The sequence below is a fragment of the Streptococcus iniae genome, from assembly GCF_030732225.1.
Taxonomy (GTDB): Bacteria; Bacillota; Bacilli; order Lactobacillales; family Streptococcaceae; genus Streptococcus; species Streptococcus iniae.
The window spans coordinates 2,116,673-2,141,756 of the sequence record NZ_CP132230.1; the positions used below are offsets into that span (position 1 = coordinate 2,116,673).

The 25,084-nt window shown below is 35.2% G+C and carries 25 protein-coding genes; 8 read left to right on the forward strand and 17 right to left on the reverse strand.

The annotated features are described in order from the left end of the window. Positions 1 to 2 precede the first annotated feature (2 nt). From mutL to argR, 4 genes are all read right to left on the reverse strand, one after another. Positions 3 to 1,961: a DNA mismatch repair endonuclease MutL gene (gene mutL, locus Q9317_RS10265; RefSeq protein WP_003100434.1), complete on the reverse strand. Its 1,959-nt coding sequence runs from the start codon at positions 1,959 to 1,961 to the stop codon at positions 3 to 5. A 134-nt stretch (positions 1,962 to 2,095) separates the two neighbouring features. After that, positions 2,096 to 4,636 carry a DNA mismatch repair protein MutS gene (mutS, locus tag Q9317_RS10270; RefSeq protein WP_003100436.1) on the reverse strand — a complete coding sequence of 847 codons (2,541 nt, stop codon included), beginning with the start codon at positions 4,634 to 4,636 and terminating at the stop codon, positions 2,096 to 2,098. After that, positions 4,623 to 4,976, reverse strand: coding sequence for a YlbF family regulator (locus Q9317_RS10275; protein ID WP_003100437.1), 354 nt, complete (start codon positions 4,974 to 4,976; stop codon positions 4,623 to 4,625). The genes mutS and Q9317_RS10275 overlap by 14 nt, the downstream gene beginning before the upstream one ends. Further along, positions 4,973 to 5,410, reverse strand: coding sequence for an arginine repressor (argR, locus tag Q9317_RS10280; RefSeq protein WP_003100439.1), 438 nt, complete (start codon positions 5,408 to 5,410; stop codon positions 4,973 to 4,975). The genes Q9317_RS10275 and argR overlap by 4 nt, the downstream gene beginning before the upstream one ends. A gap of 290 nt (positions 5,411 to 5,700) precedes the next feature. On the opposite strand from argR, the gene argS reads away from it, so the two are divergent. Continuing rightward, entirely contained in the window at positions 5,701 to 7,389 is a 1,689-nt protein-coding gene (gene argS / locus Q9317_RS10285) for an arginine--tRNA ligase (RefSeq protein ID WP_003100441.1), read from the forward strand. Between the two features lie 38 nt (positions 7,390 to 7,427). Here the strand turns inward: argS and Q9317_RS10290 are convergent, their stop codons facing one another. The 5 genes from Q9317_RS10290 to hisS all read right to left on the reverse strand — a co-directional run bounded on the left by Q9317_RS10290 (position 7,428) and on the right by hisS (position 13,535). After that, positions 7,428 to 8,306: a YitT family protein gene (locus Q9317_RS10290; protein WP_003100443.1), complete on the reverse strand. Its 879-nt coding sequence runs from the start codon at positions 8,304 to 8,306 to the stop codon at positions 7,428 to 7,430. Positions 8,307 to 8,523: 217 nt separating this feature from the next. Next, positions 8,524 to 9,408, reverse strand: a complete 885-nt coding sequence (locus Q9317_RS10295) for a YitT family protein (protein ID WP_003100445.1) — start codon at positions 9,406 to 9,408, stop codon at positions 8,524 to 8,526. A gap of 17 nt (positions 9,409 to 9,425) precedes the next feature. Continuing rightward, positions 9,426 to 10,361, reverse strand: a complete 936-nt coding sequence (locus Q9317_RS10300; protein WP_003100448.1) for a YitT family protein — start codon at positions 10,359 to 10,361, stop codon at positions 9,426 to 9,428. Beyond that, entirely contained in the window at positions 10,354 to 12,102 is a 1,749-nt protein-coding gene (aspS, locus tag Q9317_RS10305; RefSeq protein ID WP_003100450.1) for an aspartate--tRNA ligase, read from the reverse strand. The genes Q9317_RS10300 and aspS overlap by 8 nt, the downstream gene beginning before the upstream one ends. Before the next feature lie 158 nt (positions 12,103 to 12,260). Next, the gene (hisS, locus tag Q9317_RS10310; protein ID WP_016356260.1) at positions 12,261 to 13,535 is read right to left on the reverse strand and encodes a histidine--tRNA ligase; all 1,275 of its coding nucleotides are present in this window, start codon (positions 13,533 to 13,535) and stop codon (positions 12,261 to 12,263) included. A gap of 330 nt (positions 13,536 to 13,865) precedes the next feature. On the opposite strand from hisS, the gene rpmF reads away from it, so the two are divergent. From rpmF to Q9317_RS10325, 3 genes are all read left to right on the forward strand, one after another. After that, positions 13,866 to 14,048: a 50S ribosomal protein L32 gene (gene rpmF / locus Q9317_RS10315; protein WP_000290414.1), complete on the forward strand. Its 183-nt coding sequence runs from the start codon at positions 13,866 to 13,868 to the stop codon at positions 14,046 to 14,048. 15 nt (positions 14,049 to 14,063) lie between these two features. Next, positions 14,064 to 14,213 carry a 50S ribosomal protein L33 gene (rpmG, locus tag Q9317_RS10320; RefSeq protein WP_002982147.1) on the forward strand — a complete coding sequence of 50 codons (150 nt, stop codon included), beginning with the start codon at positions 14,064 to 14,066 and terminating at the stop codon, positions 14,211 to 14,213. Positions 14,214 to 14,290: 77 nt separating this feature from the next. Beyond that, positions 14,291 to 15,633 (forward strand): IS3 family transposase gene (locus Q9317_RS10325; RefSeq protein ID WP_370297234.1). Its coding sequence is split into 2 segments (ribosomal slippage): positions 14,291 to 14,741 and positions 14,741 to 15,633, totalling 1,344 coding nucleotides; the frame shifts between segments, so codons are not numbered across the junction. Positions 15,634 to 15,855: 222 nt separating this feature from the next. Here Q9317_RS10325 and Q9317_RS10330 read toward each other — a convergent pair. From Q9317_RS10330 to Q9317_RS10355, 6 genes are all read right to left on the reverse strand, one after another. Then, positions 15,856 to 16,320 carry a helix-turn-helix domain-containing protein gene (locus tag Q9317_RS10330; RefSeq protein WP_003100470.1) on the reverse strand — a complete coding sequence of 155 codons (465 nt, stop codon included), beginning with the start codon at positions 16,318 to 16,320 and terminating at the stop codon, positions 15,856 to 15,858. A 17-nt stretch (positions 16,321 to 16,337) separates the two neighbouring features. Further along, entirely contained in the window at positions 16,338 to 16,583 is a 246-nt protein-coding gene (locus Q9317_RS10335; RefSeq protein WP_003100472.1) for a hypothetical protein, read from the reverse strand. A gap of 213 nt (positions 16,584 to 16,796) precedes the next feature. Next, positions 16,797 to 17,834: a sensor histidine kinase gene (locus tag Q9317_RS10340; RefSeq protein WP_003100474.1), complete on the reverse strand. Its 1,038-nt coding sequence runs from the start codon at positions 17,832 to 17,834 to the stop codon at positions 16,797 to 16,799. Between the two features lies 1 nt (position 17,835). Beyond that, positions 17,836 to 18,522, reverse strand: a complete 687-nt coding sequence (locus Q9317_RS10345; protein WP_003100477.1) for a response regulator transcription factor — start codon at positions 18,520 to 18,522, stop codon at positions 17,836 to 17,838. 167 nt (positions 18,523 to 18,689) lie between these two features. Further along, positions 18,690 to 19,151 (reverse strand): hypothetical protein, encoded by a 462-nt coding sequence (locus Q9317_RS10350; protein WP_003100478.1) that lies wholly within the window; start codon positions 19,149 to 19,151, stop codon positions 18,690 to 18,692. Between the two features lie 137 nt (positions 19,152 to 19,288). Continuing rightward, the gene (locus Q9317_RS10355; RefSeq protein WP_003100481.1) at positions 19,289 to 20,311 is read right to left on the reverse strand and encodes a helix-turn-helix domain-containing protein; all 1,023 of its coding nucleotides are present in this window, start codon (positions 20,309 to 20,311) and stop codon (positions 19,289 to 19,291) included. A gap of 201 nt (positions 20,312 to 20,512) precedes the next feature. Between Q9317_RS10355 and Q9317_RS10360 the strand changes: the two genes are divergently transcribed. Next, the gene (locus Q9317_RS10360) at positions 20,513 to 21,001 is read left to right on the forward strand and encodes an NAD(+) diphosphatase (RefSeq protein ID WP_003100483.1); all 489 of its coding nucleotides are present in this window, start codon (positions 20,513 to 20,515) and stop codon (positions 20,999 to 21,001) included. A gap of 151 nt (positions 21,002 to 21,152) precedes the next feature. On the opposite strand, the gene Q9317_RS10365 is transcribed toward Q9317_RS10360, so the two are convergent. Continuing rightward, entirely contained in the window at positions 21,153 to 21,680 is a 528-nt protein-coding gene (locus tag Q9317_RS10365) for a TetR/AcrR family transcriptional regulator (RefSeq protein ID WP_003100485.1), read from the reverse strand. Positions 21,681 to 21,808: 128 nt separating this feature from the next. On the opposite strand from Q9317_RS10365, the gene Q9317_RS10370 reads away from it, so the two are divergent. Both Q9317_RS10370 and Q9317_RS10375 read left to right on the forward strand, forming a co-directional pair. Next, positions 21,809 to 22,630 carry a cation diffusion facilitator family transporter gene (locus tag Q9317_RS10370; RefSeq protein ID WP_003100487.1) on the forward strand — a complete coding sequence of 274 codons (822 nt, stop codon included), beginning with the start codon at positions 21,809 to 21,811 and terminating at the stop codon, positions 22,628 to 22,630. Positions 22,631 to 22,688: 58 nt separating this feature from the next. Then, positions 22,689 to 23,531: a DUF368 domain-containing protein gene (locus tag Q9317_RS10375; RefSeq protein WP_003100489.1), complete on the forward strand. Its 843-nt coding sequence runs from the start codon at positions 22,689 to 22,691 to the stop codon at positions 23,529 to 23,531. Positions 23,532 to 23,630: 99 nt separating this feature from the next. On the opposite strand, the gene Q9317_RS10380 is transcribed toward Q9317_RS10375, so the two are convergent. Next, positions 23,631 to 23,987: a DUF1304 domain-containing protein gene (locus tag Q9317_RS10380; RefSeq protein ID WP_003100490.1), complete on the reverse strand. Its 357-nt coding sequence runs from the start codon at positions 23,985 to 23,987 to the stop codon at positions 23,631 to 23,633. Between the two features lie 126 nt (positions 23,988 to 24,113). Between Q9317_RS10380 and Q9317_RS10385 the strand changes: the two genes are divergently transcribed. Then, a complete protein-coding gene (locus Q9317_RS10385; RefSeq protein ID WP_003100492.1) occupies positions 24,114 to 24,650 on the forward strand; it encodes a TetR/AcrR family transcriptional regulator in 537 nt (178 codons plus the stop codon). Positions 24,651 to 25,084: the final 434 nt, after the last annotated feature.

The following is a 25,084-nucleotide window of genomic DNA, read 5'->3' on the forward strand; positions in this document are numbered from 1 at the left end:
TCCTAATATTTCCCTAACTCCCTTAAACTCGTGTGATTTTCTTGAATACGCCTGAACATTTTTTCCATGTCTGCCTTGCTAAAATTAATTAAGACTGGCCGACCATGAGGACAATTATAAGGATTTTTACATTCTGCTAATTGCAACAATAATTGTCTGGCAGAATAATCGTCTAAGGTGTGATTTGCCTTAATAGATCGTTTACAACTCATCATAATAGCCAATTCTGCACGATAATCCTTAATAGATACCTGATGGGTTAAAAGCAACATGTCACACATTTCATAAACACCAGATTCAATTTCACTTTCTTTCATCCAAATAGGATGCTCACGAAGAATAAAGGTATTGGTCCCATAAGCTTCTAAGTATATTCCAACAGCGTTTAAAAGGGACATTTTTTCTTGCAAATTGATAAAATCAGCCCCAGAAAATTCAAACAAATAGGGAACCAATAATTGTTGTAAACTGCTGTCAACATCGCCAATTTTTTCACGGTAATATTCATATTTAACACGTTCTTGAGCTGCGTGTTGATCAATGATAAATAAGCCTTCTTTACCCTGAGCAAAAAGATAAGTCCCATGCATCTGACCAAAATAATCCAACTCTGGAAAAGTTGAACTTTGCTCATTCTCAAGATTCTTCAGCAATTTTTCCATTTTTTGCTTATTCTGTATAGTCAAACTCGGATGTTCAGTGGACTCCTCAACTTGATTATCACGCCTAGCATGCCGAATAGCCGACTGCTTGGATGGCATAGCTTCTGTCAACGACTCATTTACAGGTCTGTCAATATCATTAAATGATGGACTTGCCTCTTCAACTGTATCTCTAACAAAGAAATCATTTTTTTCCCTATCATAATAAAGTGAACTGTTTTTTGATGGTAAGGAAAAACTGGTTTGAACAGGCTTGTCAAAGGCTCTCGTCGTTGACTTAGCTAAATTTTCAAGAGCATCTGGTATTAAATCTTGTTGTCGTAAACTATCAGCAATTGCTGAACTAATGAGTGCCATCAACTCTTTTTCTTTAGAAATACGAACTTCCTGCTTGGTTGGATGAACATTGACATCAGCCAAATAGGGATCGATTTGGATATCAATAACAACAATTGGAAAACGCCCGACCATTAACTTTGAACCATAACCATCTAAAATGGCACGATTCAAAAGGAAATTTTTGATATACCGTCCATTAATAAGTAAAGTAATGTAATTACGATTTGCTCGGGTTAACTCTGGTAGACTAACATAACCACTGACTTCAAAATCTAAATCAGCATTAGAAATCTCAACCATTTTCTTAGCTGTATTTAGACCATAAATCCCTGCAATTGCCTGTTTCAAATCACCTGTTCCAGAAGTTTTAGTCAGTTCTCTTCCATCACAAATAAGTGTAAAGGCAACTTCTGGATGACCCAGACTAAGACGATTGACAACATCAACAATGTGAGCTAACTCTGCCTGTAAACTCTTCATATATTTTAGTCGTGCGGGCGTATTGTAAAAAAGGTTTTCAACCTTTATCTTCGTTCCAACTGGTGTTGAAATCACATCCACCTTCTCAACCTTACCACCTTTTGACATCAGAATAGAGCCATGACTTGAATCTTCTGTTGCCGTTTCTATTGTCAGTTCAGAGATTGAAGCGATAGATGGCAGAGCCTCACCCCTAAAACCTAGCGTTCTAATCCTAAAAAGATCACTCTGGTTTTTAATTTTACTGGTTGCATGACGCAAAATACTCAATGGTAAATCATCTTTTGACATCCCTTCACCATTGTCTGTAATTTTGATAGACTTTAATCCAGATTCTTCAATTTCTATTGTGATTTGATTACTTTTAGCATCAATAGCATTTTCAACCAACTCTTTTACAACACTGGCTGGACGTTCAATAACTTCACCTGCAGCAATTTGGTTGGCCAGTATCTCTGGTAGTTCAATAATTTTTGACATCTCTACTTTTGACCTTTCTCCTCTATGATAACATTCTTATTTTCCAAATGGTTTATCGTTTTAACTTGAAAATATTCTTATGGACTATTATAACACAAAACAAAGTGGCAACCCCTTTGAGATTGCCAGTTTTGCTATATCAATTTTTTTAGCTCATACAATGCTGTCATAGCTTCCATAGGAGTCATATTCATAACGTCAATATCTTTCAATTTTGAAAGCACTTGATCACTCTTATTGTCCATTTGGAAAAGCGTCAACTGCTCTTTTTCCATAGACTGCGTCTTTTGATCAAGCCCTTGCGTCGTTTCTGATTGACTCTCTAATTTAGACAAAATATGGTCTGCGCGTTGCAATAAGTCAGCCGGTAAACCAGCAATTTTAGCAACATGAATACCATAAGATTTGTCTGCAGGACCCTGTGAAATCTTATGTAAAAAGGTCACTTCACCATCTTTCTCTAAGGTTGACACGTGAACATTCTCAAGGCTTGTTAATTTAGTTGACAGTGATGTCAACTCATGATAGTGGGTGGCAAACATTGTTTTTGCTTTAACCTTATCATGAATGTACTCAATAATAGATTGTGCCAATGCCATCCCATCATAAGTGGCAGTCCCACGACCTAACTCATCAAAGAGAATCAATGACGAATCACTAGCACGTTTAATAGCATGGTTAGCTTCCATCATTTCAACCATAAAGGTTGATTGCCCAGAAATAAGATCATCAGCAGCACCAATACGTGTAAAGATAGCATCAAAAATAGGAAGTTGTGCCTTATCTGCTGCTACATAAGAGCCCATTTGAGCCATGATTACTGTCAAGGCAAGTTGACGCATATAAGTTGACTTACCACTCATGTTTGGCCCTGTAATCAATTGAATAGCTGTTTGACTATCAAAATGAATACTATTTGGAATATACTCTTGCACACCCATCACCTTTTCAACAACGGCATGACGCCCATTATCAATAGCAATGATATGCTCCCTATTAAATTCAGGTCTCACATAGTGATTTCGCTCAGCAACAACAGCTAAACTTTGTAAAACATCTACCGTTGCAATGGCCTTAGCCAAGGATTGAAGTCTATCAATGTAGGTCTCAACACGCGCCCTAATACTCATGAAAATATCATATTCAAGATTTGAGGATTCTTCACGCGCCTCAAGCATCTGACCTTCAATTTTCGCTAACTCTGCAGTGCCATAACGTTCAGAATTTTTAAGAGTCGCTTTTCTAAAAAAGTGCTCTGGAACATTCGCTAAATTGGAATTGGTAACATGGAAATAATACCCATCTTTTTTATTATAGTCAATCTTTAAGTTATTGATACCACTTGCTTGACGCTCTTTTAATTCAATTTCAGCAATCCAACCAGTGCCTTCTTTCATGACCTTTCTATAATGATCTAACTTGTCATCAAATCCAGTTCGAATGATATTCCCCTCACTAATTGTTGCAGGGGCTTCTTTTGAAATAGCAGAGCTGATAAGTGCTTCTAATTCTGAAATAGGATCAATAGCTGCAGTAAGGTCATCTAAGCATGGACTGCCAATGGCTGACAGAATTGATTTAATCTGAGGAACCTGACCTAACGTGTGACCTAATTGTAACAAATCCTTGGGATTAACCTTACCAAAAGAAACACGACTTGTCAGACGTTCAATATCATAGACGCCTTTTAAACTGTCACTCAAATCAGCTCTTTCAATAAAGGCGTCTAGAAAAACCTGAATAATAGCTTGCCTTTTTAAAATAGCTTCTTGATTAATCAATGGTCTATCAATCCAATTTTTTAACTGGCGCATCCCCATCGCTGTCTTAGTCTCATCAAGCAACCAATAAAGACTACCGTGTTTTTTTTGAGTTCTAGCATTTTCAATCAAGTCTAAACTATTTTTTGTTGCATAAGACATTTGTAAATAGTCCTTGATTTCATAATGAACAACTTGTTGCAGATGACTAAGCTCTCTCATTTGGGTCTTTTGAACATATTGAAGGAGCTTGCCTGCTACTTGTCTTTCAGCTACTGTCAACTGCTTGTCAAGCAAATGATCATCTTCAAGAATTTCTGATTCCTGTGATAGAAGCAATGCCTTGTTTGGATTTAATTGATTTTCTTGGTCTTGAGTCAAACTAAAGCCAAGAACAACTTCCCTCGCTTTTAGGTTAAAGACTTCACTACAAGCACTTGAAAAATCTGATAATTCTGTGACAAAGAACTCACCTGTTGCAAGATCCATGTAGGAAAGACCAAAAAAACCGTTACAACTATCAATAGCAACTAGGAAGTTATTTGAACTATTAGGCTTACTTGAATCAACAACTGTTCCTGGTGTAATGACTTGAACAACCTCACGTTTCACCACACCAACAGCCTGCTTAGGGTCTTCCATCTGTTCAGCAATAGCAACTTTATAGCCTAGTTCAATTAAAATATCAATATATTGTTGTGCTGAATGATGAGGAACGCCTGCCATTGGAATTGGATTTTCTGCATTTTTATTACGACTTGTCAGTCCAATTTCCAAAATTTGAGCTGCCTTTACAGCATCTTCATAAAATAATTCATAAAAATCGCCCATCCTAAAAAGCAAAAAAGCATCTGGATAATGTTGCTTTATGTCCAGATACTGCTGCATTCCAGGAGAAACTTTAAGATTGCTCATCTATAAACTCCTCGTTAACCTTATCTTCTATTGTCTTTGTTACATATTGCAAAAGATCACTAGCATTTTGCAATTTGTTACGATAATCCTCTACGATTGGTTGGCTTTCTATGTTTTCTTTAAGTTCTGTAGCCACACTTATAGCCATTTTCTCAGCTCTGTCTTTCTCAACCTTGTTAAAAAGAAAGGCATTTTGCTGGTTCTTTTTCATCTGGTAAACTTGCTGCCTGTAAAGAGGATTTGCCTTTATCTTTTTCTCAATGTCTTTGAATTCAAGAATGCTTTGATGTTTTTGAAGTGTATTAACCAATTGGTCTAAGGCATCATCATAATTTGTCATATACTTAGAGCTAAATCCTTCTCGTACTGTGCTGCGATTTCTTCGTTGCGACAAATCACCAAAAGTGTATCTGCGCCAGCTATGGTCCCTAGAATATCTTCAATATGGTCATTATCTATCAAATTAGCCAAAACATCTGCCTCTCCTAAATCAGTATGTAAGACCAACATAAAACCTGCCCTATCAACTTTTATCACATAATAACGAACATCTGTGCTAAAGGGTGAGGCCACAGGCTCTGACAAGCTATAAAAAAGCTTGCCTTCTTCATCACGAAGTTTCAACAAACCAATCTCTCTCAAATCTCTAGAAAGTGTTGCCTGAGTGACGCTAACACCTTCAGAATAAAGATAATTTTTGATTTCTTCCTGGGTACCGACATGCTCAGATTGAATGATTCGTTTAATGTGATTTTGTCGTTCTATTTTATTCATAAGATTCCACCCCAATTGTATATTTATCCTCTCAAATTATAACAGAATTTTACGTTTATTTCATTAAAATCCTGTTTTTTATTCTCTTTTCCCTCAAAAATGAATTCTATCAAAATCCTTTTAAATTAGGAAAAAAAGTAACAATTTTTACAATACTTTTAATTTTAAAAAATCTTATCTGAAGGGCTTTACTTCTCTTTGTTATTGTAGTATAATTTCTCAATTGATTCCTCGTTTATTTTTAAGAATTATGATAAAATGGAGTGAAAAACTATTTTAGGAGAAAAAAGATGGATACTAAAACATTAATAGCTAGTGAAATTGCTAAAGTTGTACCTGAATTAGAGCAGGAAAAAATCTACAGCTTAATCGAAACACCAAAAAATTCTGAGATGGGTGACCTTGCTTTCCCTGCCTTCAGCTTAGCTAAATTACTTCGCAAAGCACCTCAAATGATTGCAGCTGAAATTGCCGAAAAGATTGACGCAAGCTCATTTGAGAAAGTTGTTGCTTTAGGACCATACATCAATTTTTTCCTTGATAAATCATTAATCTCAAAAAATGTTTTACATTCTGTTATTAAAGAAAAATCTGACTACGGACAACAACACATCGGAGATGGGCAAAATGTCACTCTTGATATGTCAAGTCCAAATATTGCTAAACCTTTCTCAGTAGGCCATTTACGTTCAACAGTTATTGCCGATTCTATTGGTCACATCTACTCAAAACTAGGTTATAACGCAATCCGCATCAATCATCTTGGGGACTGGGGCAAACAGTTTGGTATGCTTATTGTAGCTTACAAACTTTGGGGTGATCACGATGCTATTGAAGCTAATCCAATTGATGAACTGTTAAAACTTTATGTTCGTATCAATGCAGAAGCTGAAGAAAATCCTGATTTAGATGAACAAGCACGCCAATGGTTCAAAAAATTAGAAGATGGCGATAAGGAAGCTTGGGACTTATGGCAATGGTTCCGTGATGAAAGTCTTATTGAATTTAACCGTATCTATGACAAACTAGATGTTTCGTTTGACCATTATCACGGTGAGGCTTTCTACAACGATAAAATGGATGAAGGTATCCAAATTTTAGAAGAAAAAAATCTCCTAAAAGAATCTAAAGGTGCTCAAATTGTGGACCTTGAAAAATACGATTTACCTCCTGCACTTATCAAAAAATCAGATGGTGCTACACTTTACATTACACGTGATATGGCAACTGCCATGTACCGCCAACGTACCTTCAACTTTGTCAAAAATATCTATGTTGTTGGCCAAGAACAATCTCACCATTTCAAACAACTTAAAGCTGTTTTAAAAGAAATGGGATTTGACTGGTCAGATGACATGATTCACGTTTCATTTGGTCTTGTCACTAAAAACAAGAAAAAATTATCAACGCGTAAAGGAAATATTATCCGTCTTGAACCAACACTTGACGAGGCTGTTTCACGTGCTTTATCACAAATTGAAGCTAAAAACCCTAATCTTGAGGACAAAGAAGAAGTTGCACATGCTGTTGGAGTTGGAGCCGTTAAATTCTACGACTTAAAAACAGACCGTGACAACGGATATGACTTTGACCTTGAAGCCATGGTTTCATTTGAAGGAGAAACTGGCCCATATGTACAATACACATATGCCCGTATCCAGTCAATTCTTCGCAAGGCTGAATTCACTCCTAATGAAGAAGCATCCTATGCATTAAAAGATACTGAGAGTTGGGAAATTATTAAACTCTTACAAAACTTTGCGACAAGCATTGAACGTGCAGCAGATAAATACGACCCATCAATTATTGCTAAATACGCTATCCAATTAGCTCAGGCATTTAACAAATACTATGCACACACTCGTATTCTTGATGAAAACCCTGAACGCGATAGTCGCCTTGCACTTTGTTTTGCAACAGCTACCGTTCTTAAAGAAGCCCTTCGCCTTCTTGGTGTTCAAGCTCCAGAAAAAATGTAATCCTACAAAAAAGCTCAATCATGAGCTTTTTTCTTATGCTAAACGGGTTTATCATAATTTTTTCGTCTAATTTTAAAGTCCGAACTAATAACTTCATCTACATCCACAATTGAAATAAAAGCATCTGGATCTAATTCTGCTAGAATTCTCTTAACATCCCTTACTTCATTTGGACTTAAGGTAACATACATAACATTGTATTCATTACCAGAATAAGCCCCCTCACCTTTTAAAAAGGTGACACCTCGATTAATTTCTGTCAAAATGGCTGATGCTGCGGCTTTGGAATGTTTTGTGATGATAATCATTCCTCTAATTGTATAACCACCACTTTGAACAATTGTTAGTACCTGACTAAAAACAAAACTAGCCACTAAAGTGTATAACATATGTTTTAAATCAACATAAGAAAGCGAGGCAATTAAAACCAAAGCATCAATAAAAAGTAAGGTTTGCCCCAGTTTGAAGCCACATTTTTCTTCAGCAATGCGTCCAATAATATCCGTACCACCTGTAGTTGCACCATAACGAAAAACAAGGCCACTTCCAACACCTGCACAAAGACCTGCGACAACTGCAACTAGCATCATATCATTTTCTAGACCCATTTCAATTGGAAATTTTTGCCACAACCAAATGAAAATAGACATGGTTACTGTTCCATAAATGGTTAATGCTAAGGAGCGTCTCCCAAAAATTCGTGCACCGATAATAAACAAAGGAATATTCAAAATCAGTGATGAATAAGCCGGATTAATTCCAATTAAGGCGTGCAACATCAGTGTAATACCCGCAACCCCGCCTTCAGCCAATTTATTAGCCATGTTAAAATTAACAAACCCAAAAGCGTAAATAGCAACCCCTAAAGTAATGAGCATAAGCCCTTTTAATTTACTCAACTGTTCAAATTTGTTCATCTATTTCCTCTTTTTCACAAAAAACAAGTTGCTGTAAAGCAAACTCGTTTCAGATTAGAGACAAAGTCAATCTGTCTCCAATTTTCTTTATCATTTTCTTTTTACTTTTTGATGCATTCAATACTTTACTAATGTTTCTTACAAAAAATACAAGAATCAGTTCTAATCTTTTTCATTTACTAAATAAAATACACTGACCATCCCTATTCCCTTCACTCTAAACTAGAGATTTTCTTTTTCGACTTTTCTTTTTAGGGAGAAAGAAATCTGGGCTATTAATCTCGTCCATATCAAAAATGGCTATAAAAGCGCGTGGATCAATAACATTAACAATTGCTTTAACTTCTCGTACATCTGTTCTACTTAAGGCAACATAAATAACTTTCTTTTCTTTGGCAGAATAAGCGCCTTCGCCATTAAGATAAGTCACCCCACGCCCAAGCTCTTCCATAATGAACTTAGAAATCTCTGATGAATAGTCTGAAATAATAATAGTGCCTCGTACAGAGTAACCACCATTTTGAACAAGGTGGGCAATACGGCCATACATAAAACTAGCAATCAAAGCATACATCATCTCCGGAATTGAAATATAGGTTAAAGATATAATCATGACAAAGATGTCAATTCCTAGTAAAGCTTGATTAAGTTGTAACCCAAATCGATTTTCAACAAATTTGGCAATAATATCTGCTCCGCCAATAGTTCCACCGTTTCTAAAGACCAGTCCTCCTCCAATACCACCGACAATTCCAGCCATTAAGGAGATAACCAAATTGTCATGATCAAGATCAATAAGTAATGGAATTTGTTGAAATACCCAAATAAAGAGGTAAAGAGAAACAATTCCAGTCACAGTGTAAATGGTCGATCTGCGACCAAAAAACTTACTGCCTAAAAAGACCAAAGGTAAATTGATTAGGTAACCTGAAATAGTAGGGTTAATGGAAAACAAAGCATTCCCAACAAGTGTTAAACCAGCCATACCATTTGCAGCAATGCGGTTTGCCATATAAAAATAAACAAATGCAAAGGCATAAATAGCTGCTCCAAGCAGAATTAAGCAAATATTCTTGACTTGTATTTTGTTGTCAACTGGCATTTACACCTCCTTGATTTCTAGTCGTCAGCGAAACGACCAATAATTCTAACATTCTCAGCTATAGAAATGAAAGCTTTGGGATCAGCTTTCAACATTAAAAGTTTAAAATCACTGTACTCTTCTTGCGTTAATATTGTAATTAAAACAGATTTTTGCTGATGATTATACGTCCCTTCAGCATCTTTGATTGAGGTAACACCACGGTGTAATTTCTTATGAATACTTTTTATAACAAGCTCAGGATGTTCTGTAACAATCATGGCTTGTAATTTTTTTTGTTTGGTAAAAATAGCATCTGTAACACGACTTGAAATGAAGATAGCAATCATTGAGTAAAGAGCATATTCCCATCCAAAAAGAATTCCTGCAAGAACTAGAATAATCCCATTAACAATTAATGAAATTGTGCCCACATCCTTGCCCGTTTTTTGCCTAAGAACCAGACTAATAATATCTGTACCACCACTTGAGATACGAGATTTTAAACCTAAACCAATACCTACACCCATCACTAATCCACCAAAAATGGCATTAATAATTGGATCTTCTGTGACAACAACTTGCGGCATGATTTGAATAAAAAGTGAACTCATGCTGACAGTTATAAATGTAAATATTGTAAATTTATGCCCGATTTTATACCATGCAAGTATAAGCAAGGGGATATTAATTAAATAGTAAACAAGTGAAATTGGCAAATGCATTCCCACACGATGGCTTAACTCTGAAATAACCTGAGCTAATCCCGTTGCACCACTTGCATAAACATGACCTGGTTGGAAAAAGAAATTAACTGCAATACTAGAAAGTATGCCATAAAGCAGAGAAGCTGAAATCTTCTCTGCATATTTTTCTTTTGAGATACCCTTTAAAGTATGGAGTAAACCAACTTTTTTGGCACCCCTATTAATAACGTATTTTACTTTTTTCTTGTAAGATGTTTTCTTAATCATGGCTTTCTATTTGAAGACTGAGTTCTTCTAACTGTTTGTTTGAAACAAGACTTGGTGCCTGAGTCATTGGATCGCTTGCCTTATTATTTTTAGGGAAAGCAATGACCTCACGAATATTATCTTTACCTGCTAACAACATGACAAATCTGTCAAGACCAATAGCAAGACCCCCATGTGGTGGGAATCCAAAATCCATAGCTTCTAACAAGAATCCAAATTGTTCATGAGCTTCCTCCGCTGTAAAACCAAGGGCTTTGAACATGCGTTCTTGCATATCTTTTTGATTAATACGAAGACTTCCTCCGCCAAGCTCATAACCATTTAAAACAATATCATAAGCCACTGCACCAACCTTAGCCAAATCTCCTTCTAATTCATGAGCGGACTCTTGCGTTGGTAATGTGAAAGGATGATGAGCAGACATGTAACGGCCTTCTTCTTCTGACCATTCAAACATTGGCCAATCTACAATCCATAAGAAGTTAAATTGTGACTCATCAATTAAGCCAAGTTCTTTTGCTAATCTGTTTCGTAAAGCACCGAGAGTTTCATTAGCCACTTCAAGTGTGTCTGCAACAAACAAGATTAAATCATTCTCAGCCAACTGTAAAGCAGATGACAACTCAGACTCAATACTTGTCAAGAATTTTGCAACTGGGCCAGCCAATTTAGCATCTGTTACTTTAACCCAAGCAAGTCCTTTAGCACCAAATTGTTTTGCGTATTCTGTCAGTTTATCAATATCTTTACGAGAATAGTGATCTGCATTCCCTTTAACTACAATAGCTTTAACCGCTTGAGCTTCTGAGAACACTTTGAAGTCAACTCCCTTGACAAGTTCTGTCAAGTCTTGAAGTTGCATATCAAAACGTGTATCTGGCTTATCAGAGCCATATAAATTCATAGCATCATTATAAGCCATACGTGGGAAGGGAAGTGTAACATCCATTCCTTTAGTATCTTTCATAACTTTAGCAATCATGCCTTCTACAAGATCTTGAATCTCAATTTCAGATAAGAATGATGTCTCTAAGTCAACTTGTGTAAACTCAGGTTGACGGTCTCCTCGCAAATCTTCATCACGGAAACATTTTACAATTTGATAATAACGGTCAAATCCTGCATTCATTAAAAGCTGTTTTGTAATTTGAGGACTTTGAGGCAAGGCATAGAAATGACCTTGGCTAACTCGACTTGGCACCAAATAATCACGCGCACCTTCTGGCGTTGATTTGGTCAGCATTGGTGTTTCAACATCAATAAATTCTAGACCATCCAAGTAGTTACGAATAGAATGGGTTACTTTTGCACGGAGTTTAAAGTTTTCCAACATTTCCGGACGGCGTAAATCTAAGTAACGGTAGCGTAGACGATTCTCATCACTAACTTCCACACCATCTTTAATTTCAAAAGGTGTTGTTTTTGACACATTCAAAACTTGTAAATCAGTAACTTTTAATTCAACAGCTCCAGTAGCAACTTTATCATTAGCTTGTTGGCGTTCTTCTACAAGACCTGTAACCTCAATAACGTATTCACTACGTAAAGTTTCAGCTGTTGCCATTACTTTTGCATCAACCTCTTCTGGATTAATAACAAGTTGCATAATCCCTTCGCGGTCACGTAGATCAATAAAGATTAATCCACCCAAATCTCGACGGCGACCAACCCAACCTTTCAATGTGATTTCTTGTCCAACATGCTCCTTACGAACACGTCCTGCATAGATACTTCGTTTCATTTAATATCTCCGTTACATTTTTTTGTCTGTCTTCTATTATAGCAAAAAGCCCTTAAAAACCCCACCCATTTAAAGAGGGAATTTGAGATTTTCAATTCTCTTTTATTGCTTTATTTTTAAAAAGCTAAAAGGTGAAAGTTTCCTCTCACCTTTCTGTATTAAATTTTTTCAATCAAGCTAGCAAAGTTGGTCATAATCTCTTCAAGACTTGCTGTAATTTCTTGTCTTGTCTGATTATTTTTAATAGTAACCTGTCCTTCTTGGACTTCACTTTCACCAAGAGTAATCACTGCCTTGGCCTTATAAACATCAGCTGATTTGAATTGGGCTTTAATTTTACGGCCTAAGTAATCCCGCTCTGCTGTATAGCCTTGTCGGCGAAGACCTTGAACAAGTTCTAAAGCTTTGCTATTAGCGCCTTCCCCCAAGACGGCAACATAGACATCCATCTCCGTTTCAACAGGTAATGTAACACCTTGTTTGTCCAGAATCATCAAAAGGCGCTCTAATCCTAAACCAAAGCCAAAGCCAGGTGTTTCAGGACCTCCAAAGTAAGACACTAAACCATCGTAACGACCACCTGCACAAATGGTTAAATCTGTCTGATCAACCCGTGTAATAAATTCAAAAATGGTATGGTTGTAATAATCAAGGCCACGAACCATATTAGTATCAATGACATAAGGAATATTAAGCATGTCAAGCATCTCACGAACGGCATCAAAATGAGCTTGACTTGCTTCATCCAGATAATCAAGAATCGATGGCGCATTTTCTACTGCAACAATGTCTTCTTTTTCTTTTGAATCTAGCACACGCAAAGGATTTTCATCCAAACGGCGTTGACTATCCTTTGATAATTGCTGACGCATTGGAGATAAGTAATCAATCAGAGCTTGACGGTAAGCAGCACGGCTTTCAGGACTTCCTAAAGTATTCAAATGCAAGGTAACATCTTTAACACCTAAGGTATCAAACAAATGATAGGCCATTGCAATTGTTTCAACATCACTAGCAGGATTTGCTGACCCAAAACACTCAACACCTACTTGGTGGAATTCACGGAGACGGCCAGCCTGTGGACGCTCATAGCGAAACATTGACCCAATGTAATAAACCTTCACAGGTTTTTGCACTTCTGGTGCAAATAATTTATTTTCAACATAAGAACGGACAACTGGAGCTGTTCCTTCAGGGCGAAGCGTGATATGACGATCTCCCTTATCGTGAAAATCATACATTTCTTTAGTAACAATGTCAGTTGTATCACCAACAGAACGGCTAATCACTTCGTAATGTTCAAACATAGGCGTGCGGATTTCACCATAATTATATGTTTTAAATGTTTCACGTGCAACATTCTCAACATACTGCCACTTAGCAGCTTCAATAGGAAGGATGTCCTGAGTCCCTTTAGGTTTTTGTAATTTCATAACACTAAGATACAAAGGCATTAAAAACTGTGCTTAGCTCACACAAGGTCATGCCTTATCCTTTCTTTTTACAATATCATTTAACTTATTCTATCACTTTTCTCCTTCTTTTTGTAGAATAGCAGAGCATTTTAAATATTTTTTTGTCAAGTAACTTTACTTTACAAAAAAAATATGATAATCTATTAAAGTTGATGAAAATCAAAAACAAACAATTAAGCTGAGCCAAAGGCTAGGAAACGAGGAAACAGTTGAAATCCGATATTTCACTGTTAGAATTATCCCTAAAACTTGTACCGCTCAAAATATTTAAACCGGAGGATAGAAAAAATGGCAGTTCCTGCACGTCACACGTCTAAAGCTAAAAAGAACAAACGTCGTACACATTACAAATTGACAGCTCCATCTGTACAATTCGACGAAACTACTGGAGATTACTCACGTTCTCACCGTGTATCACTTAAAGGATACTACAAAGGACGTAAAATCGCTAAAGCTAACGAAGCTAAATAATAGAAGGGAGATACCATGCGCGTAAATATTACACTTGAACATAAAGAATCTGGTGAACGCTTGTACCTTACTTCAAAAAACAAACGTAACACTCCAGACCGTCTTCAATTGAAAAAATACTCACCAAAATTACGTAAACACGTAACTTTTACTGAGGTTAAATAATTGAATATAAAAAGCCTATGAAATGAACTGCACCCCAAAAGTTAGACACAAAATCTAACAGTTGGGGTGTTTTTCTTATGAAATTAAGTTATGAAGATAAACTAGAAATATATGAGCTGAAAAAGAGCGGCGTGTCGTGGACCAATCTTAGCCAAACATACAAGGTAACCATTGCCAATCTCACATACATGATAAAACTCATGGATCGGTATGGCTTAGAAATCGTTGAAAAAGGTAAAAATAGGTATTATTCACTCGAATTAAAGCAGGAAATGATAGATAAAGTCTTGATTCATGGTTGCTCTCAACTCTCAGTTTCTCTTGATTATACCTTGCCAAATCGAGGGATGCTCCCAAATTGGATAGCGCAATACAAGAAAAACGGTTATACTATTCTTGAAAAACCAAGAGGGAGACCTGCTAAGATGGGACGAAAGCCTAAGAAAAAGCTAGAAGAGATGACTGAATTGGAACGTCTTCAGAAAGAATTAGAATACTTAAGAGCGGAGAATGCTGTGCTAAAAAAGCTGAGAGAATACCGCTTGAGGGACGAAGTAAAGCTCAAAGAGCAACAGAAATCATTCAAGCATTAACGAATCGGTTTTCCCTAGAGACGCTACTTGAAATCCTTGATTTACCGTGCTCCACCTATTACTATCAAGTGAAGCGACTAGCTCAAGGAGATAAGGATATAGAACTAAAGAATTTGATTCGAGGGATTTATGATGAACATAAAGGAAACTATGGCTATCGTCGGATTTATTTAGAACTCAGAAATCGAGGATTCCTCATCAATCACAAAAAGGTGCAACGCTTGATGACAGTTATGGGCTTAGCGGCTCGCATTCGTCGTAAGCGCAAGTACTCTTCTTACAAAGGTGAGGTTGGTAAGAAGGCTGATAATCTGATTAAACGTCAATTCGAAGGTTCTAAACCCTATGAGAAGTGTTATACCGATGTGACAGAGTTTGCCTTACCTGAAGGGAAGCTTTATCTATCGCCAGTTTTTGATGGCTATAACTGTGAGATTATTGACTTTACCTTATCTCGCTCGCCTGACTTGAAACAGGTTCAAACGATGCTTGAGAAGGCTTTTCCAGCGGATTCATACAGTGGAACTATTCTCCACAGCGACCAAGGGTGGCAGTACCAGCACCAGTCTTACCATCAGTTTTTGGAAACCAAAGGGATTCGTCCCTCTATGTCTCGAAAGGGAAATAGTCCAGATAATGGGATGATGGAATCCTTCTTTGGCATTCTCAAATCGGAGATGTTCTATGGACTTGAGAAGTCTTACAAAACCCTTGATGAGCTTGAACAAGCTATCACAGATTACATTTTTTACTACAACAACAAACGAATCAAAGCAAAACTAAAAGGACTTAGTCCTGTTCAATACAGAACCAAATCCTTGCAATAATTAATTGTCCAACTTCTGGGGGTCAGTACAAAATCAACGTTTCACAGGCTTTTTTCTTTTAATTTTGGTGAAAACAAAGCTAACTATTTCAGAACATATGATAATGGTCATCACTAGAACTATCCTGATTCTTGGATATTACTCTGTTTAAATCGATTCCTCAAGATTAAAGGAATGTTTATTGCCTTGTCAATCTTGTTTACACATAAACTATAATCCTCTTTACTCTATTTTCTCAAGGTTAAGTTGATGAAGCCGATAACTAAAGTAAGTCAAGGTAATAACTGAAATAATAATTGCAAAAAGACTGTCTTTTAGACTCTTTAAATAGAAAGCTACTAATAAAGAAAGCAGGCAATTTATGAATAGGGTGAGTCGTCTGTCCTTCAATTGATTAAGACGGGTCATGAAAAACCTTACTCCTAGTATTCCTGGTGAAAAAGTGATAACAACTAGTGTCAAGAAAAATTGCTCTTTTGTAAAGAAATGCTTTACTGAATTCCGTCGATCATCTTGACTAATATCTAGTTCTTTATGAAGCAGTTCTAAAGAAATTCTATCTGGAACACTTTTTCCAAGTTCCCATTTTGAAATAGTTTGCCTTGTTACGTAAACCTTATCAGCAAGTTCTTGTTGCGTTAACCCCTGTTTTAATCTAGCTTCTTTAAGAATAGTTGAAATCTCCATGTCTTCTCCTAAACAAATTATCTTTTAAAATCTAATAAATCAATAACTGTGAAAATAATTAAGATAGCAAAAATCAAAGTTGCTGAGGAATTATTAACCATAGCTAAAATAAATAAAAGAATTAAAAATAAATGTCCTGTGCGTGGGTATCTTGTCAATAGTGTCAAGAGCAGTTTACATGTTACTTTAAAAACAATACCTGCTATACCAAACAATAAAATCCAAATAAAGTTATTTTTATACTTCCTTATAAACTGCACCATAAATAATTCTCCTTTTTATTTCTAAGGAAAGTATAGCTAATAAATACAAAAATAACACGCAACCCCAGACTCAAGACGTGCAACAGTTATGACATGTCAAAAAATCCAATGACACTTAACTTCAGTTCTTTTATGATCAAATAAAAAACACCTTATTCAATAGATTGCTGAATCTAATCAATAAGGTGCACTAATCAAAATTCTTCTAAGCTGTTACTGTCTGGCAGGAAATCTTAGGGAGAAACAACTTCCTTTTCCTAAATCACTTTCAACAGTAATGTCTCCTCCTAGTTGTCCTGCTAATTGTCGTGCAATGTAAAGTCCTAGTCCATGGCCTCCTGTGGTCATATTTCGTGAAGATTCAACGCGGTAAAGACGTTTAAAAATACGATCTAAATCTTCTTTTCGAATGCCTTGACCTTGATCAATAACATCAATATGGATGCTACCTCCTTGCTTATAGGCATTTATAGTTAAAGGCGTTCCACTCTCTGAATATTTAATGGCATTGCTAACTAAATTAAGCACAATACGTGACAATGCATCATATTGACTTCGAATTTTAACAACTTCTGGAGAAACAGCAATTGAAACGTGTCGATTTTCCTGCTCTAATGTCAACTGAAACTCAGATAGACTGTCAATTAATAAAGTCTCTAAATAAATTTGTTGCTCTTGATTCATTTGATTATCTTGCGAATGATCATTAAGACTAACCAGATGCAATTCTTCCACCAGTTGGTTTAAGCGGTTGGTTTGTCGCGAAATGGTATTTAAATAATGCCTTTGCTCACTTTTTGTAATAACCCCATCTAAAATCCCTTCTACTGTCGCTTGAATAGAAGTGAGTGGTGTTTTGATATCATGCGACAACTGAGCAATCATCATGGATTTTTCACGTTCGCTCTCATTAAGTGATTCAAAACTAGCTTCTAAATCATGAGACATTTGATTAAAACTATCTTCTAAGACTTTAAATTCCTGAGGTGAGGAAATGTTAACCTCCTGCTGAAATTGTCTCTGAGATATGGCCTGCATCTTTACTCTTAACTTCTTGAGTGACGAGAACACATTTGTTAATAAAAGCAGATTGACAATCCCTCCTGTTAAAGAGGCTACTACAGTAATCAGTAAAATATAAAAAATAGCTTTGCTATCAATCAGCATATGCTTTAAACCAACTATCAGCCCTGCTATCGTAATAAGCATGGAAACTAAATAGCCAATAACAATATAGGTCCTTAGTTTCATATTACCCCTCTAACTTATATCCTAACCCCCAAACCGTCTTAATGGTTGGTGTTTGTTCCGTACTGTTTTTTGCTAAATCATTTCTCAGAGAATGAATATGCACATTAAGGGTATTGGTATCATCTAAAAACTCTTCACCCCAGACACGTTCATACAATTCTGTTTTTGAAAAAACATGATTTTGATGACTAGCTAAGAGCCATAGCAAGTCAAATGATTTATTGGTTAAATTAAGCATTTTGCCAGCAATGCTTACTTCTCTAGTGCTCTTATCCATTTTCAAATCACCAATCCTAAGACTATCTGATGGACCTGTTTTTCCATAAATACGATTCAAAATATTTTTAACCCTTAATACCAACTCCCTAGGACTAAAAGGTTTGGCAATATAATCATCCGCACCTAGACTTAGAGAATAAATTTTATCCGGTTCTGAAACTTTAGCCGTGATAAAAAGAAAGGGTTGCTCAGGTTTTTCGACCAAAACATCACTGATAAAATCATAACCATCCATGTTAGGCATCATAATGTCGCTGACAATCAAATCAAAAGGCTCACGCTTAAAATGCTTAAGGGCTTGAACCCCATCAGATGCTATTGTAACAGCATGCCCTGCCTGTTCTAAATACCTTTTATTAATATCAATTATTTCTGGTTCATCATCTACTAATAAGATTTTATAAGTCATCTGTTCTCCTTATCAAAAAAAGTTAGTGCTATCTTTGTTCAAGTATAACACTAACTCTTATCATAGCCAAACGTCTTTTTTAGATGCTCATTGGATAAGGGCAGTAATTTGTTCTCTCAACTGCTCCTTTTAGGAATAAATAGAGAATAAGTCCTATTATCTATTCATTAAAAATCCCCATATGACAAATCTAAATGTTGTGCACGTTCATAAATTTCGTCATCTGTTAATTTTTCATCAGTATATCTATGTTGCAACTTGCCATACACAGAACTTCCATGATATTCATTAACTTCAGCATTACTATTTGATGGCGTTTCGGTATCTGTTGACTCTAGTGTATCTAGACCATTTCGAATTCTTTCGTTGATTTTATCAAAATCCCCATATGACAAATCTAAATGTTGTGCACGTTCATAAATCTCGTCATCTGTTAATTTTTCATCAGTGTATCTATGTTGCAACTTGCCATAAACAGAGCTACCATGATTTTCTGCTGCTGAAACCGTTGACTCTTGGCCAATAACTGCCATAAAACTTGCTGCAAATACTGCTGAGATTAAACCAAGTTTAAAGTGTTTTTTTAGACGAGATACGTGTTTTGCATTTGATAAAGTTGTTGTTTTCATATAAAATTACCTCTTTCTTTTTGTTGACACTAGTATAACAAGCAGAAATAAACAAAAAGTAAGCTAATTATAAAATAATTCTTAAATGTGTCTTAGCAAAACATAAAAACGGACAAGCTAATGTATTTCAATAGCTGTTATGAGATTAAAGCTTCTATTTTTTGATTAATTCTATCAACATAAAAACCAAATTTGCAATTCCAATCTTCTTTCAAAATCTTCAAGACTTCCTGATAGGCTTTTACAGCATTTTCCTTATCATTCATCAGAAGATAACATTGTGCAATTGATTCATAATAATCTGTATAGCGAGGTTTCTCTTGTACTTGACAGGCCTTCTCCCAAATCGGAATAGCTTCAACATATGCTCCATTTTGACAATAATTATTAGCCACTGAAAACAAAACACGCCAATCATCTTGGTAACACATAGCAAGGTCTTCGTATCTTTCTTTTACCTGTAGAAATCCTAATTTCTTTTCATCAAGGAGAATCTTATAGAAATGATTTAATGGATGACTGTTTTTGTCATAAGATTCTTGCAACACTTTTTGTGCCTCGTCTAATCTGTTATCTTCAATGAGATTATCTAATAAGTAGAAATACATTTTACTATTTTCAGGAGCTGTCTTTAACGTTTTTTGATAGTAAGTGATTAACTCAGAATGATTCTTGCAGTCCCAGTCATAGATAGCCCCACCGGATGCATTATTAATCAAGGTAATATCTACTTTAGAGTTTGGTTGCAATTCCAAAGCCTTTTTTCCAAATATAACTGCTTTACTTCGAACTTGTTCAGAATAAGTATAATACAAATATGTCAAAGTTGAATTGGCTTGGTAACGATTGTTAGTTTGATTAATATCATGCAATAAGAAGGCTTCAAACTGGCAAAAATCCTGAGAATCAAGTCTTGTATGATTCTCCAACATCCCGTCAATTTTGTCATACATTTTATCCCTATTATACGTAAAAATATCGTCAATTCTAACACCAAAAATAATAGCTAACTCCGGCAATACATTGATATCAGGTTGGGAAATGTTTTTTTCCCATTTAGAAACAGCTTGATTTGTAATAGCTAATTTTTCAGCTAACTGTGTCTGTGTAAGACCTGCATTTAGACGTAATTCCTTTATACGATCACCAATTGTTTTCATAGTTTCACCTCTGTTATTTTGATAAAGAGCTCTCTATAAGATTATTATAGCCCAAGTTATTAAAATAACAATTGGAAAATAGTTGATTATCATAGCAAATCAGTTGATCTTATCAAGTAATTCCTTTATCACATTTCCTTGTTAAGACACAACATGTTATAATACATCTTATAAAAAAGTTATCAGTAAAATGGAGTGAATATGAATAAGTTTTGTCAAGAGTGTGGAACGGGATTAGTTGAAAAAGAGATAGACCTTGAAGGCCTTATTCCCTTTTGCAATCACTGTGACCAATTCCGATTCCCAATGTATAATATTGCAGTCAGTTTAATTGTTGTCAATAAAGCTACAAATAAAATCTTATTAATTCAGCAATATGGTCGTCCAAGAAAAATCCTTGTTGCAGGCTATGTCAATAAAGGAGAATCACTAGAAGATGCTGCTATTAGAGAATTAAAAGAAGAAACTGGACTAACAGCTAACTCAATCACATTTAATCGTACAAAGTTTTTTGAACCATCAAATACCCTCATGTGTAACTTTACAGTCTTTGTCAATGATGCTTCCGACCTTAAAGTAAATAATGAAATAGACGATTATGCTTGGTATAGTTTTGATGAAGCGCGTGAAAATGTTTTTCCAAATAGTTTAGCTGCAAAATTTTTAAATGGCTATCTTGATGAACACTGATAAAGAGCTTAAAAAGACTGGTCAATGACCAGTCTTTTACTTTACACAACATGCAATTACATTTACAATAAAAGCAATCACTTTAACTCGTAACACCGATGCCATTTCCTATTTAAAACCTTCTATGACAATAAATATATTGACAGTATTGTCAATTGTTTGTAATCATCTGTAAATAGTAAGTGATAAGTTCTTCTTCTGAAATCATATCACGTTGATGCAACCACCATTTTAGGGTTTCAATAAAACTTGACACGACAAATTGATGAATAAAAGGCTCAGGTATTTTTTTATCCTTCACATAATTTTGGTAAAGAACAGGATAAACATCATGCTCTAATTCAGCTTTTAAATGAAGCAAAAAATAGGGGTTATTTGATAATAACAAACTGGCTACACGATCTTTATTCTTCTTGAAATGCATTACAATATGCACTAAATAATCCTTGAATGAACTATCTTCTTCCTGATAGAAAATATGATGAAACAACTCTTGACACAACTGATCCAGTAAAACTTCTTTACTCTCATAATGTTGGTAAAATGTTGAACGGCCAACGTTAGCTAAGTCAATAATGTCTTGTACTCTAATTTGGTCATATCCTTTTTCATTTAAAATCTCGAGAAATGCTTCGTAAATAATTTTGCGTGTTTTTTGAATTCGCCTATCAACTGCCATACCATACACTTTCTAGATTTTGTTCACTTATGAACATCTCAAATCAACTGTTTCTTTTTCTAATCCTTTTTCTAAGTGATAATAAACTTATAAAAAAACTACCATCAGTATACCAAAAAGGAGCACGTATGACATCTGAAAAAAATATGCTAATAGCTTTCTTACTCAACCTAACTTTCGCAATCTTAGAAGTAATCTTCGGTATCATTTTTCATTCAACTGCCGTGCTCTCAGATGCTCTTCATGATTTAGGAGATGCCTTTGCAATCTTCTTATCTACTTGGTTAGAAAAAATTTCCAATAAAAAACCTGATCATCACTACACCTTAGGTTATAAACCTTTTAGTTTACTTGGAGCTTTACTGACAAGCCTCATTCTTATTTCAGGCTCTCTTTTTCTTATTCTGGAAAACATTTCTAATCTGATTCATCCAAAAATCGTCAATTATCAAGGGATGTTTGTTCTAGGGCTTTTTGCTTTAGCCACTAATCTGCTTGCAAGTTATATTGTTCATAAGGGAAAAAGTCATAATGAGAGAGTCTTAAGCCTTCATTTTTTAGAGGATATCTTGGGATGGTTGGCTCTTATTTTTCTTTCTATTCTCTTACATTTTAAACCTTGGTATATCCTTGATCCCCTTCTTTCCATAGCAATCTCTCTTTTTATTTTATCTAAAGCAATCCCATTATTATGGCAAAATGTAAAACTATTACTTGGCCATATTCCAGAAACTGTCAACCTAGCAGAAATCTATCCTATTTTGGAGGACATTCCTTACCTCCAAGAAATTAATACATTTCAAGTATGGTCTTTAGATGGTCTAGAAAACAGAGCTTTAATTCATATCAAACTATCAGATAAGAGTCAAACACAAGGTGTAAAAGAGTGTATCCGGAAAATTTGTCAATCACAACATATTCAAGAAATTACCATCGAAATCGATTCCTAATTAAGTCTCTCCTTTAACCAAATATGGTACAATAGAGATATTATTTGGGGAGGTTTACATGACATCATTTTTTTCACGAATTATCAAAGGTATGATAATCGCCTTAGGTTTCATTCTACCAGGCGTTTCAGGAGGCGTTTTAGCAGCTATTTTAGGGATCTATGAGCGACTCATTTCTTTCCTTGCCCATATTAGAGAAAATTTTATGGAAAACTTTCTCTTCTTTGTCCCTGTTGGCATTGGTGGTATTTTAGGAATAGCACTCTTCTCATTTCCCGTTGAATTTCTACTTAAGCATTTCCAAGTGCCTGTTCTATGGGGATTTGCTGGCGCTATTATTGGAACACTTCCAAGTTTAATTGCTGAATCCACAAAAAAAACCAAGCGAGACACAAAAGACATCATTTGGTTTTTAGCAACATTTATGATTTCGGGCATACTTCTATTTTTCTTAAATGATATCGTTGGAACAGTTTCAGCTAACTTCTTTACTTTTATTCTAGCAGGAATATTGATTGCACTCGGCGTATTAGTCCCTGGCTTGAGTCCTTCAAACCTTTTATTAATTTTAGGGCTTTACTCACCTATGCTCATTGGTTTTAAATCACTTGACTTAGTAGGAACATTTTTACCAATCGCAATTGGTGGTGCATTAGCCATGATTACCTTCTCAAAAGCAATGGATTATGCACTAAATCACTACCATTCACGTGTTTACCACTTTATCATTGGTATTGTTCTATCAAGTACCTTACTTATTCTCATTCCAAATGCTAAAAGTGACGAAGCTATTTCTTATGTTGGAACTAACATCATCACTTTGGGAGTAGCCTTACTCCTATTTGGACTTGGCATCTGGTTAGGAATTTGGATGAGTAAATTGGAAGAAAAATACAAATAACTAAAAAAGACAGAAACAAGATGGCTCTAAGCTGGAAAACCACCTTTAGCATATCTACTGTTTCTGTTTTTTTAGTTTACATCTGTGTCAACAATGAGATTAAAATAGCAATGAAATCAAAGCCATTAGAGCAACTCCGCCTTGTTTAAAAAGAATTTTCTTGTCAACTGTCAAGGCTCCATAAAGCGCTGCTGCTAAAATATTGACTAAAAACAAAGCAACAATTTCACTATTTTGAGCAATAAAAAGTCCATAAATTAAGAAAAGAGCAATGAGTCCATTATAGATTCCTTGGTTCTTAAAGAGATTATCTATAGTTGGATTCTCTAGTTCTTCTTTAGAAATATTGAAGATACGTTGTGTGGCAGTCGACTGCGTCGCAAAAGTCTCAATATACATAATATAAGCTTGCTCTAAAGCAGCTAAAGTCGCTAAAATAAGTGTTATAATTGACATAAAAAACTCTCTCTCTGTTACTATTTATTGAAAAATAGAATCAATTAATTTGAAATATGGTACAATACATTATACCGACAAATACATATAAAGCAAGAAATATTACTTAGAATACAAAGGGATTTTATGCTCAACACTAGTAGAAAAGAATTAACAAAGAAAGCTCTCTTAGATGCTCTCGTTGACTTATTAAAAACAAATAGCTTTGATGACATTACAACCAAGCAACTTGCCATTACTGCAGGAATAAGCAGATCAAGTTTTTACACGCACTACAAAGATAAATATGAAATGATAGATTCTTACCAGCAAATTCTATTCCACAAATTAGAATATGTTTTTGATAAAGAACATGAAAATTGGGAACACACCTTTGAAGAAATCTTCAGTTTCTTGCAAAATGAACAGCTCCTCTCCGCTCTTTTATCTGTCAATGGCACAAAGGAAATCCAAAATTTTATCATACATAAAGTTAGAAAGATTATCGTAAGAGAAACCTTAACAAAGGCACCCGAAATCAAATTATCACAAAAAGAAAGAGAATACCACAGCATATTCTTATCCCATGCCTTCTTTGGAACATGCCAAGAATGGATAGCTAAAGGAAAAAAAGAATCCCCTAAAGAAATGACAGCCTTCATCCTTAAAATGCTATCAAGATAATTACCCAAAACACCATTAGGTGTTTTTTTTATAACCTATTAATAGTTTACAATTTGTGTAAATTTACAGCATCTAAACACTGATATTACTGAATTTTTTATGTTTACAGTATACTTAATTTAACCTCTAAACGTCACAAAAATAATCTACAATCAAACTGTAATTATTGGGTTAAATAGTTTTTTACCATTAAAAATATCACCAGCAAATATGTTAGCCTTACATTTATCAGCCCAATAAATCTTATATCAATAATATTTTTCATCCTTAGGCTTCTTATCCTGATACAAACTGCCACCAATACCACCAAGTATACCAATAAAAATCAAAACTAATAGTTTTCCTATCTTCTTCATGTTTTACCTTCTTTCTCAAAATATCTTCTTGTATGACCTTAACCATGGCCAAGCAAACATAGCCTGTTAAGATAATAT